General features: G+C 67.7%; 12 protein-coding genes. 9 read left to right on the top strand and 3 right to left on the bottom strand.

Translation table 11 applies throughout. The features are described from left to right. Positions 1-555 precede the first annotated feature (555 nt). The 5 genes from KV557_RS40780 (at position 556) to KV557_RS40760 (ending at position 5,884) form a co-directional block, all read left to right on the top strand. Positions 556-1,329 carry an aminotransferase class IV family protein gene (locus tag KV557_RS40780; protein ID WP_218207136.1) on the top strand — a complete coding sequence of 258 codons (774 nt, stop codon included), beginning with the start codon at positions 556-558 and terminating at the stop codon, positions 1,327-1,329. 806 nt (positions 1,330-2,135) lie between these two features. Beyond that, complete coding sequence (locus KV557_RS40775; RefSeq protein ID WP_218207135.1) at positions 2,136-2,888, top strand: DUF6879 family protein; 753 nt, start codon at positions 2,136-2,138, stop codon at positions 2,886-2,888. Continuing rightward, positions 2,885-3,727: a helix-turn-helix domain-containing protein gene (locus KV557_RS40770; RefSeq protein ID WP_218207134.1), complete on the top strand. Its 843-nt coding sequence runs from the start codon at positions 2,885-2,887 to the stop codon at positions 3,725-3,727. Before KV557_RS40775 ends, KV557_RS40770 begins: the two co-directional genes overlap by 4 nt. 209 nt (positions 3,728-3,936) lie before the next feature. Beyond that, on the top strand, positions 3,937-4,146 hold the full coding sequence (locus KV557_RS40765) for a hypothetical protein (RefSeq protein ID WP_218207133.1): 210 nt from the start codon (positions 3,937-3,939) through the stop codon (positions 4,144-4,146). Between the two features lie 607 nt (positions 4,147-4,753). Then, on the top strand, positions 4,754-5,884 hold the full coding sequence (locus KV557_RS40760) for a methyltransferase domain-containing protein (RefSeq protein ID WP_218207132.1): 1,131 nt from the start codon (positions 4,754-4,756) through the stop codon (positions 5,882-5,884). A gap of 261 nt (positions 5,885-6,145) precedes the next feature. Here the strand turns inward: KV557_RS40760 and KV557_RS40755 are convergent, their stop codons facing one another. From KV557_RS40755 to KV557_RS40745, 3 genes are read right to left on the bottom strand one after another with little or no spacing between them, the layout of a single operon-like run. Further along, positions 6,146-6,340: a DUF397 domain-containing protein gene (locus KV557_RS40755; protein ID WP_218207131.1), complete on the bottom strand. Its 195-nt coding sequence runs from the start codon at positions 6,338-6,340 to the stop codon at positions 6,146-6,148. 40 nt (positions 6,341-6,380) lie between these two features. Further along, positions 6,381-6,851 carry an NUDIX hydrolase gene (locus tag KV557_RS40750; protein WP_218207130.1) on the bottom strand — a complete coding sequence of 157 codons (471 nt, stop codon included), beginning with the start codon at positions 6,849-6,851 and terminating at the stop codon, positions 6,381-6,383. A 4-nt stretch (positions 6,852-6,855) separates the two neighbouring features. Further along, a complete protein-coding gene (locus KV557_RS40745) occupies positions 6,856-7,599 on the bottom strand; it encodes a helix-turn-helix domain-containing protein (protein WP_218207129.1) in 744 nt (247 codons plus the stop codon). A gap of 387 nt (positions 7,600-7,986) precedes the next feature. Between KV557_RS40745 and KV557_RS43845 the strand changes: the two genes are divergently transcribed. From KV557_RS43845 to KV557_RS40730, 4 genes are all read left to right on the top strand, one after another. Beyond that, positions 7,987-8,109 carry a hypothetical protein gene (locus tag KV557_RS43845; RefSeq protein WP_256178701.1) on the top strand — a complete coding sequence of 41 codons (123 nt, stop codon included), beginning with the start codon at positions 7,987-7,989 and terminating at the stop codon, positions 8,107-8,109. Then, on the top strand, positions 8,096-8,296 hold the full coding sequence (locus KV557_RS40740; RefSeq protein WP_218207128.1) for a hypothetical protein: 201 nt from the start codon (positions 8,096-8,098) through the stop codon (positions 8,294-8,296). Before KV557_RS43845 ends, KV557_RS40740 begins: the two co-directional genes overlap by 14 nt. 399 nt (positions 8,297-8,695) lie before the next feature. Continuing rightward, on the top strand, positions 8,696-8,851 hold the full coding sequence (locus KV557_RS40735; RefSeq protein WP_218207126.1) for a hypothetical protein: 156 nt from the start codon (positions 8,696-8,698) through the stop codon (positions 8,849-8,851). Positions 8,852-8,854: 3 nt separating this feature from the next. Then, positions 8,855-10,027, top strand: a complete 1,173-nt coding sequence (locus tag KV557_RS40730; protein ID WP_218207124.1) for a methyltransferase domain-containing protein — start codon at positions 8,855-8,857, stop codon at positions 10,025-10,027. The last annotated feature ends 319 nt before the right edge of the window (positions 10,028-10,346 follow it).

The following is a 10,346-nucleotide window of genomic DNA, read 5'->3' as shown; positions in this document are numbered from 1 at the left end:
CTCCCGCTCGGTCGCTCCCGTCGCCGCTTCGGCCCCGTCGAAGCGGCGACGGCCGTGTTCTGAGCTTCGGCGCAGGACTTCCTGCGCCGAAGGCGAAGACGATGGGTGCTTCTGCCCCTGCCGCCGTCGTCGGCAGGGGCAGAAGCACAGCCGTTGTAGGCGAGGCGGTGGGAGTGGGACCGCAGGAGGCATCGCAAGCTCTGCCTCCTGCGGGTCTTCCAGAGCTTGCCCTCGGGCTCTCCCGATTGAGTTCAGAGCGAGAACGCGGTTGCTCAGACGGCGGAGACGGAGGCGAGACAGACTTCTTTCCGTCGCTGCTTCGGCAGGGCCGAAGCAGCGACGGGGAGATCGGGCTCCTTGTGCGTAGGAAGTCGGCCATCCCGACTTCCTGCGCAGAGGTAGGGAGGATCGCAGGGGGAGTGTTCTCGGAGAGGGCTGAAGGTGACCGGTCGGTATGTCCTGGCGCTGCCCCGGCACTGAACGTTCACCGAACTTCGGCGCCCCACTGACTGGAACCGCGCCCTGCTCTCCAGGGCTGATGCCATGCTTGGCGCCATGGCGGAACTGAACGGTAGCCCGATCAGCCTGGACCGCCTCCAGGCCCTTGCCCTGACGAATTTCGGGCACTTCACCTCGATCCGTGTGGAAGACGGCCACGTGCGCGGCCTCTCCCTACACCTGGCGCGTCTGGCCCGTGACTGCCGTGCTGTTTTCGACGCGGATCTCGATCTCGACCGCGTCCGGGACTTCGCCCGTCGCGCCGTGCCGTCTTCGGGGGCCTGCGTGGTCAGGGTGACGGTCTTCGATCCCGCGCTCGACCTCGGGCACGTCGGGGGCGACGCCCACCCCCACGTTCTGGTGACCACCCGTCCGGCTGGGCCGTTGCCGCGTCCTGCGATGCGTGTGCAGTCCGTGGTCTACACACGAGACATGCCGGCCGTGAAGAGCGTGGGCCTCTTCGGCTCGCTCCGCCACCGGCGCAACGCTCAGCGGGCCGGCTTCGACGACGCGCTCTTTACAGACGCCGCGTCCCTGATCTCCGAGGGCGGCACCTGGAACGTCGGCTTCATCAGGGGAGATCAGGTCATCTGGCCGGATGCCGAATGCCTGGTCGGCACCACGATGGAGCTGCTGCGTCAGGTCCACCCGTCGTCGACCGCAACTGTTCGGCTTGGCGACCTTGCTGACTTCGACGCCGCCTTCGCCACCAACATCGGCATCGGCGTCCGGGCAGTTGGCGCAGTGGACGGCTCCACCTTCCCCGATACACACCCTGTGATCGAGCAACTCCGCAAGGAGTACACCGAACTCCCAGTCGATCGACTCTAGGTGCCACCAGTGTTGGGAACGCTGGGCCGATGGTTATGAGGCGGAGGGCCGCGTTGGCGACTGTAGGGGTACAGACCGCATCGAAGTGGGAGGCGAGAGGCGCGGTTGTTCGGATCCTTCTGCGCAGGAAGTCGGTGTGACCGACTTCCTGCGCAGAAGGAGGGATGGCTGACCGGAGCTGAATGTTTGCGGACGCCGGGCCTGCGCTCCCGGCGCAGGCCCGGCCCAGTGCAGCCATTCCGGCGCGAGATCATTAGTCCAACACGGGAGTGGCAGCACGATCGGGAGCCGCTGCCATCAGTTTGGAGGAGCTGACGAAGGGCGGGCATCGACCCGGCGAGGTTCGGCCTGCTGGCTTGACGATGCTCTACGACAACCCCGGCCGCCCGTCCCGTGACGGGCGGCCGGGGCTCCAACGTCTCTCAGAGGGTGCGCAGGAAGTCGGCCAGGTCGACTTCCTGCGCAGGTGGAGAAGGTGATGGGTGCTTCTGCCCTGCCGTCCCATCGACAGGGCAGGAGCCCGGCCCCCTCAGGCGAGACAGTGGGAGTGGGGTCGCAGGGGGCGTCGCCAGCTCTGCCTCCTGCGGCTTCTCTAGGAACAGTTGACCTGTGGCAGGACGGCCGGGGCCTGTGGCGCAGGAAGCCATACCGGGACTGCTGAGCGGCCCCTTGCCCGTCTGGCTCTTCACCAGGGCCGGGCGGGGGCCTTTCGGCTGCCGCAGGAGAATATTCGAGAATCGGCCCTTCGCTCCGGAGCGGTTCCAAGGCATCCTGATTCAGCCTGTCCGACGGCGAGGGGAGCGGCTGTGAGCCGACGACTGCGGTACATCGGAAGCAACTCAGGAAACGACGGATGCCCGACGCTCTACGAAGACGTGGAGACCGGGGAGGTGTTGGTGCAGGGCGATGCCGTGACCGATCCCGACGAAGTGGCCCAACTCCGCAACGTCAAGCCGGGCGAGGGATTCGTGATCGTGCCGCGCGTGCTGCTCGCCGACTTCGCTCCGCGCGATGTGGACCGAGAGCCCGTGCTGATCAGCTTCGAAGAGTTCGAGAGGATGTTTGAAAGCTTCCAGCACACGGCCTTCCGGCTGGAGACCCGTCGCCGCTACCGCTCCGACGAGCGGACGGAGACCTACGGCCGGTTCGCTGCCGGACAGGATGCCGGATGGGACTTGGAGGACCCCTGGTGTCGGTCGCGCCGCGAACAAGCGGCCCTGGGCAAGCGGTTCGAGCGGGTGCGGATCATGGACAACCCGCCCACCCTTGGGCAGCGATACCTGCTCGACAACGCCGTGCGGAACTGTGCCGTCGGTGAGGACATTCGGTACCTCTGGCGTGCTGACGCCGACCGTCTGAGCCTTCCGAAGGAGGACGCCTGGCTGTTCGACTCGCGTGTGATCGCCCTGCTGCACTTCGACGAGGACGACGATCTGACCAGCGTGGAGCTGATCACCGACCCGGTTCAGGTGGCTCGCGCCTGCCAGGTGCGGGACGCTGCCTGGCACTTCGCCACCCCGCACCGGGCGTTTGCCGCTGAGGTACCGTCCGGCATGTGAGCACCGACTTCCAACACGCCCGAATCGCCCTCGGCCTGCAGCTTCGCGAGCTGCGCGCCGAGGGCGGTCTCACGGGTCGGGAACTGGCCGGCCGCTTGGGCTGGCCACAGTCCAAGGTCAGCAAGCTGGAAACCGGCAGGCAGACGGCCACCCGCGACGACCTCAAGGCGTGGGCCGAGGGCGTTGGTCAGCCCCATGCGGCGGCCGGGTTGGTGGCCAGGCTACAGGCCTTCGAGTCGCACTCACGTTCCTGGCGACGGCAGTTGGCCGCCGGGCACAGGCCGGTGCAGGACACGCTGACGGTCGAGTGCGAACGGTCGACCGTCATGCGTGCTTGGGCAAGCTCCATGGTCGTCGGCATGCTCCAAACCGCCGACTACGCCCGGCACGTGTTCAGCGCGTACGTCGACCTCCACCAGTCGCCACGCGATGTCGAGGACGCCGTGCGAGCGCGTATCCAGCGGCAGGAAAGCTTGTACCGGCCGGGCAAGCAGTACCACATCGTCATGTGGGAGGCTGCGCTGCGCGCTCTGATCTGCCCACCGGCCGTGATGGCTGCGCAGCTTGACCGGCTCAGCGGCGTGATCGGGCTGGACACGGTCTCTCTGGGCATCGTGCCGTTCGAGGCGTCGCTCAAGTTGCCACCCGCAAACGGGTTTTGGATATATGACGAACGGCTCGTCATCGTCGAAGACTGGCACGCGGAGCTGTGGCTGGACCAGCCAGACAACGTGGCGCTGTACCTGCGCACCTGGGAGGCGCTGGCCGGCACAGCTGTCTACGGCTCAGATGCTCACAGGGTCATCTCGCGGTGCCGTAGGGCACTCGGGGCTGGCTGAGGAATCCCCGCGAACCTCAGCTGCCTGCACTGGAATATTCGAGAATCACGCGCCCGTCAGCGATTCTCGTGCGCTTAGCGTGCTGACCGATGACTTCGATCGGCGCGGGAGTTGAGCTATGACCACCAGTTCACGGCAGTTGACGGCTGGTCCGTATCCCGGCGTGATCAGCGCTGCCGAGCGGCAGCAGGGCCGGAAGGCGGTCGGTTATGTCGCTTCGTGAGATCGCGCTGCGGGTCCCGGACCAGCCTGCCCCGGACGCCAACAAGTGCCCCTCTTGTGATCTGTGCGACGCCATGGCGCAGCAGGCGTTCCGGGACACCGAGGGGTACGACGGATCCAAGATGACGGACGTACGGGTCCTCCGGAAGCGCCACGTGGATTCGGGCGAGTGCCTATACCCGGACGGTGCTGCGTGAGCGGCCACGATGACCCGCAGACGGCCTTGAACGGCCCCGGGGGCGCCGGGTCCGTAGAACCGTTCGGGTGGATGAAGGCTCATCCGTCCCCTGAGCGCTTCTCTGGGCCCAGGCCGGGTCTCACGCCGGAGGAGTTCAGCGAGGCGCCGTTGACGGCCGAGGAGCGCCGTCGGCGGGTGGAGTTGCTGGTCCGGTTGCGTGAGGCCAACCACCCGTACTGCTGATGGAGAACCGGCCCTCTTGGGTCTCTCAAGACTCCCGCCCCGGCCGCCGGATCTTGGCAGAGCAGCAGCCGGAGCGGGTCCCGCAACACCGAACGGCCCGGACACCAACCGGTGCTCCGGAACGCCTCAGTGTGAGGAGACACCAGTATGAGCACTCCCACGCCCGGCCCAACAGGCCGCCCGGACCCGGCCCGATGCCGCCGGACGCCGCCGTGATGATCCGCACCAACTGACCTGCACGACCGACGGGAGAGGAGCCCCCGGCATGGGGAAGCACGGAGACGGCAAGGGCGGCGAATCCGGGGACAAGAAGCAGTCCCCGAAGGAGTCGGACGGTCAGTGGACTAAGCCCATCACCCCGCCGAAGAAGTGAGCGCCAACTGATGGAAAAGTACGCACAGTTGCTGGCAGATCTGGCCGAGGCCGGCGGGCTGGGCGAGGAGTGGCGGGGCGCGTTCGAGCGCGCCCCGCGCTCTGCCTTCGTCCCGGACACCGTGTGGGCTTTGGACGAGGACGCCCCGACCGGTTACCGGCGGATCACCCGTGCCGACGAGCCGGATGAGTGGTGGGCGCTGGTCAATGCCAACGGTGTGGTCGTCACACAGGTGGACGACGGGATCGAGGGCGGGCCCGGCGTCGCCACGTCGTCGGCGTCCATGCCGTCCCTGGTGGCGGACATGCTCCGTCACCTGGATGTGAGGGACGGGCACACCGTGCTCGACGTCGGCACCGGAACCGGGTGGACAAGCGCTCTGCTGTGCGCCCGGCTTGGCGACGATCAGGTGACCACGGTCGAAGTGGACGCGGCCGTGGCCGCCGAGGCGGCGGTGAGGCTCGGAGCCGCCGGGTTCTCGCCGAAGCGCGTCGTCGGGGACGGTCTGGCCGGGTGGTCGTACGCCGCTCCCTACGACCGGATCCACTCGACGGCCGCCGTCCGCCGGGTGCCGTGTGCCTGGATCGAGCAGACTCGCCCCGGCGGTGTGATCGTCACCCCGTGGGGCACCCCGTATGCCAATGCCGGACTGCTGCGGCTGGTGGTCGGGGAACCGGGCGAGCCCTCGCATGGCCGGTTCGTCGGGAACGTCAGCTTCATGTGGATGCGGGACCAGCGTCCCCACCCGGTGACAGGCCCGGCCAACACACCTGACTACCAGGGCCCTTCCTCGATGGACCCGGACTTGGCGCTGGAGGATGTGAACGCGGCCTTTGCTATTGGACTGCGGGTACCCGGCGTCAGGTACGAACACGTCTGGGATGAGGCCGATCCCAGTGGCACCTATCGCATGCAGCTCTCCGACAGTGCCGGATCGTGGGCATCGGTTCGCTATGCCAGGTGGGACGGCGAGGGCGCTGTTCACCAATCCGGGCCTCGACGGCTGTGGGACGAGATCGCGAGCGCCCGCCTGTGGTGGCTGGAGGAGGGTAAGCCGGACCTCTGCCGGTTCGGCGTGGCCATCGGTATCGACGGCGCACAGTCCGTCTGGCTGGATGACCCTGGCAACGCCTTGCCCTGATGCGGAGATTCCTGCCTCTGGCCCCCGGCCGCCCGTCGCCTGACGGGCGGCCGGGGCTCCAATGCGCTGGAGCTGCCCGGGGGTCAGCGGGTGGTCGGGACCTGACCCCATCACCCGACACTCCGCAGCGGTACGGAGGGCTGACGACGCGGAGTGTTCTAGGAGGGGGCCGGGCCTGCGCTTCCCGCGCAGGCCCGGCTCACGGCCTACGTTCCGCCAACCAGTACAGGAGTACCGCGCTCAGCGCCGCTCCACGTGGGGTCAGGCGGTGAAGTGGTCGAACTCGCCGGCCTTGGCGTCGCGGATCCAGGCGTGGAGCTTGGCGCGGGTGGTGGTGACGATGGCGGAGGGATCGTCGGATTCGCGGAGGTAGATGAGGTCGCCGTCTGTGGCGATCTCGACGCAGTCGGCCTTGTCTCCGCTGAAGCTCGACTTCTGCCACGTGAGATCTTCCATGACTACCTTCCCTGTGCTGCGTAGCGGTTGTGTTGCTGGCCTAACCGAGGTAGGGGGCTGTCCTGTGCTCTAGGAAGTGCTGAAGCCGGAGCCGTTGAGTGTGGTGCATCGGCAGGTCACCGATGTCATCCGGGCCCACGAACCGGAGATCGGTGGACTCGCTGGAGATCCGGAGTTCCCCACCCGTGATGCGGGCGGTGAAGCAGACATTGAACTGTTGGCGGACCTCACCATCCGAGTAGGCGATGACATGTCGAGGGTCGGTGTACGTGCCGACCAGCCCAGTGATCTCGACATCGAGGCCGGTCTCCTCCCGGACTTCTCGGACAGCCGTGCCCGGAAGCGACTCGCCAAGGTCCATCGTCCCGCCGGGCATCGCGTACAGCCCGTTGTCGGTGCGCCGTTGGAGCAGGATGCGTCCTTCGTGGTCCGTCACCACGGCAGAGGCCGCCACTACGAGCCGATTTGGCTTGGGGGCGTTGGGATCGTCGTAGTACTCGGTTCGTGCCATGTGATCAGTTCTCCTCAACCGGTCGAGCAGAGTCCCACACTGCATCGAAGCTCGCAGCATAGGTGTCGAACAGCGTCCCTGTGCCGGTCCGTCGCAGGTGCCAGACCGGGGCTCCGAAGGCGTTGACACCCCATACGTGTGCATTCACGAGTACCTGGTCATCTGCCCGGTACAGGCTGTTGTAGAGGGTGGTCCCGTGAGTACGGATCTCGATACCCGGGATGCCGACAAGCATGCGGTAGTGCATGAGGGCAAGCCTGCACCGAGACTCGATGCCGTGACCAAACCTCTCTTCCTCCCCGCGCTGTCGGACGTTCTCGCTGTCGGGGTCGCCAAGAGCAATCCGGACCGCGCAGCCGTCGGCGGCGCGCTCACGAAGTAGATCGTTGAGCCGTGGGTACGCCTCATGGAGAAAGACAGCGGCGTAGACCAGCACGTCGATGCGCTCCGTGGCCTTCCCGAGCAAGTCCACGAACACGGGCGCAGGCAGGTCGGCCCGCTGCTGGTAGAGGGCCACCAGTTCGGGGCTCACGGCCCGTGCAGCGCGTGGCTGCCGCAGGCTCGGCCACAGTGCGAACATGTCTTCTCCGAGGGCTTCGGCAGCCAAGCGGGCTGTTCCTAACCGGGGCGTCCGGTTCTGATTGGCCCACCGCTCAACCGACTTGGTGTCCACGCCGGCCTTCTCCGCCAGGGCAGCGCACGTCCAACCGCCGGACGCCATAACGGTCTTCAGTCTCTCGTTTGGCATCTCGCTTGTCTCCCCACAGACCCCGGGCTCTTGTAGGGACGTTCTACCGCGCGAGGGACGTTCTGAAGTGTCCTTTGGGTGAGGTTCCACCGTCCTGGGTGACTGTCAGATCTTGGTGACAACTCGGCAGGAGGAGTGGCCAATGGCAGCAGAGAGCGGCGGCGCAAGGACGTTGTTCGAGCACAGGGCGGCACGTCGCCAGACATCGGCCTCCTTCGACCCGATGGAGGACTACGGCGCTGAGGTTTCCGCCCGAGTGGTCGACCAAGGGCCGCCGCGCGAGTGGCCCGCCTGCACCTGCGGCGCGGAAGTGTGTCCCGACGGGGAAGCCGCATGACGAGACCGGTGAGGCCCCCGAAGTGCCCCGTGTGCCGCTCGTTCGACCGCATGGACGCCGTATTCGCTGAGCAGCCCCCGGAGAGCCGGGACAAGGCTGCCATGCGGGACATTCAGGCGCTGCGCGACAAGCACAACCTCACCTGCCGGGAGGTGGCCTGTGTCGCTCCGTGAAATCGCTCAGCGCACGCCGGGGGAGCGCCACCCGGACGCTGACCAGTGCCCCACCTGCGCCTACTTCGCCGACGCTGAGGAGCGGTACCCGGCGGACGACTACCCGACGATCGGGCGACACCTCTCCAGGGCGCGGAAGCGGCACCTCGACGACGGGGAGTGCCTGGCGGTGCCGGATGACGAGTGAGCCGGAGTGCCTGCCGCCGGGCTGGACTCACTTCCTCGGTGGGCCCGTGCCGTACGACCAGGGCGACCAGGGCGGCGAACCGGCTGTGCCGGTGGACCCGTTCGAGTGGCTGAGGGGGCACGGATGGCCCCCGAAGCAATCCGCCGAACCCCGGCCGGTCCTCACCCCCGAGGGACACACCGAAGCGCCCCTGACGCCCGAGGATCGCCAGCGACGGGCGGCTCTGTTGACCCGGCTGCCGCGAAGCCAACCACCCGTACCGCTGAGCCCTCTTGGGCCCTCGCAGACTCCCGTCCCGGCCGCCTGGGGAAGGATCCGGCCGGGACGGGCCGGCAAGGTGCACGACAGGCTGAGGGAACCCTCTCGGCCTGACCGACAACGGAAGGACAGCACATGTCCATGCCCACGCGTGATGGGAAGCACGGCGGCGGGAGCGGCGACGGCAAGGGTGGTAGCCCGCAGGACGACAGCAACAGCGGCAACAAGCACGGCGGCGGCGGGTCCTCCGAGGGTGGCAACACCTCGGACGGCAAGGGTCCGGCGGACGGCAAGTAGTCGATGAGCAGCGAGAACGTAGCGGAGGCCGGTCGTACGCGGCTGGCCTCCGCGCTCATCGACAACGGTTCGCTGTCCCCCGAGTGGCTGGGGGCGTACGACGCTGTACCGCGCCACCTGTTCGTGCCTGACACGGTCTGGCCCGGCATGGCCGATGGGGTCCGGCAGGGTGAGGCTGTCAGCCGGAAGACGGACCCGGACGCCTGGTGGAACGCCGTCTATTCGGATATCCCGCTGACGACGCAGTGGGACGACGGTGACCACCTGGGCGTGAACCGTGGCGCTGTTCCCACGTCGTCCAACTCCATGCCGACGATGGTGTTCTCCATGCTGAAAGCGCTTGAAGTCAGCGACGGAGAACGGGTGTTGGAGATCGGCTCCGGTACCGGGTGGAACGCTGCTCTTCTGTCTCACCGGCTTGGATCGGGCAACGTCGTCACGGTGGAAGTGGACGCGAGCAGCGCGGCAGCCGCGCAACGACGCCTTGAAAGGGCGGGGTACGCTCCGCTGCCGATCGTCGGCGACGGCGCAGCCGGCTACGCGAAGGGTGCGCCGTATGCCCGGGTGATCGCCACGTGTTCCGTCCGGGAGATCCCGCACGCCTGGGTGGAGCAGACCCTGCCCGGCGGGGTGATCCTCGCGCCGTGGGGGCCGGAGTACGGCGGAGAGGCGTTGGTCCGGCTCACGGTCGGCGACGACGGCACGGCGAGCGGCCCGTTCGTGGCGTCGTCCGCCTTCATGCGGCTCCGCCAGCAGCGCACCGACCGGCCGAACAGCCTCACCTATCTGTCCGGGCCATGGCCAGCCGACGGCAAGCGCGGCACGACCGGCCTTTCGCCGGACGAGATCGGCGGATGGCTCGACATGTTCGCGATCGGCGTGCAGGTGCCCGAGGCGTTCCCGCTGACCGAACGGTACGCGGACGGCTCCTACACGCTGTGGCTCCATGACACGGCTGTCACGTCGTGGGCAACGGCCGACTGGGAGCCGGACCGAACCGAATTCGAGATCGCGCAGTCCGGACCCCGCCGACTGTGGGACGACGTGTCCGCCGCATGGCGCTGGTGGGTCGATCAAGGCCGCCCCGGATTCGACCGCTTCGGGCTCACGGTCACCCCGACTGGACAGATGGTCTGGCTGGACACGCCGGACAACCCGGTGCCGACCCCTAAGTGAGCGAGACCCCGCTGCCAGGAAGCCAGCCGACCAGTAGCGGGCGTGAACCCCGTCCGTGCGTCGTCCCTCAGCGGTGTACGGGCGGGGCTACTTCGTGCCTGGGGCCGAACGCTGGTCGGGCGGAACAACAATCGATCCCTTGCCCCACTCGGTAGTGATCGGCTGACGACGCGGAGTGTTCTCGGAGGGGGTCGGGCCTGCGCTTCCCGCGCAGGCCCGGCTCACGGCCTACGTTCCGCCAACCAGTACAGGAGTACCGCGCTCAGCGCCGCTCCACGTGGGGTCAGGCGGTGAAGTGGTCGAACTCGCCGGCCTTGGC

Origin of the sequence: Kitasatospora aureofaciens (assembly GCF_019192735.1) — a bacterium.
Taxonomy (GTDB): domain Bacteria; phylum Actinomycetota; class Actinomycetes; order Streptomycetales; family Streptomycetaceae; genus Kitasatospora; species Kitasatospora aureofaciens_A.
This window is presented reverse-complemented; position numbering and strand designations above follow the sequence as displayed.

Bases quoted from the DNA above. Each gene is read 5' to 3' on its own strand.
- KV557_RS40780 (WP_218207136.1), top strand. From the start codon at position 556: ATGGCGGAACTGAACGGTAGCCCGATCAGCCTGGACCGCCTCCAGGCC.
- KV557_RS40765 (WP_218207133.1), top strand. From the start codon at position 3,937: ATGTCGCTTCGTGAGATCGCGCTGCGGGTCCCGGACCAGCCTGCCCCG.
- KV557_RS40760 (WP_218207132.1), top strand. From the start codon at position 4,754: ATGGAAAAGTACGCACAGTTGCTGGCAGATCTGGCCGAGGCCGGCGGG.
- KV557_RS40755 (WP_218207131.1), bottom strand. From the start codon at position 6,340: ATGGAAGATCTCACGTGGCAGAAGTCGAGCTTCAGCGGAGACAAGGCC.
- KV557_RS40750 (WP_218207130.1), bottom strand. From the start codon at position 6,851: ATGGCACGAACCGAGTACTACGACGATCCCAACGCCCCCAAGCCAAAT.
- KV557_RS40745 (WP_218207129.1), bottom strand. From the start codon at position 7,599: ATGCCAAACGAGAGACTGAAGACCGTTATGGCGTCCGGCGGTTGGACG.
- KV557_RS43845 (WP_256178701.1), top strand. From the start codon at position 7,987: ATGGACGCCGTATTCGCTGAGCAGCCCCCGGAGAGCCGGGACAAGGCT.
- KV557_RS40735 (WP_218207126.1), top strand. From the start codon at position 8,696: ATGCCCACGCGTGATGGGAAGCACGGCGGCGGGAGCGGCGACGGCAAG.
- KV557_RS40730 (WP_218207124.1), top strand. From the start codon at position 8,855: ATGAGCAGCGAGAACGTAGCGGAGGCCGGTCGTACGCGGCTGGCCTCC.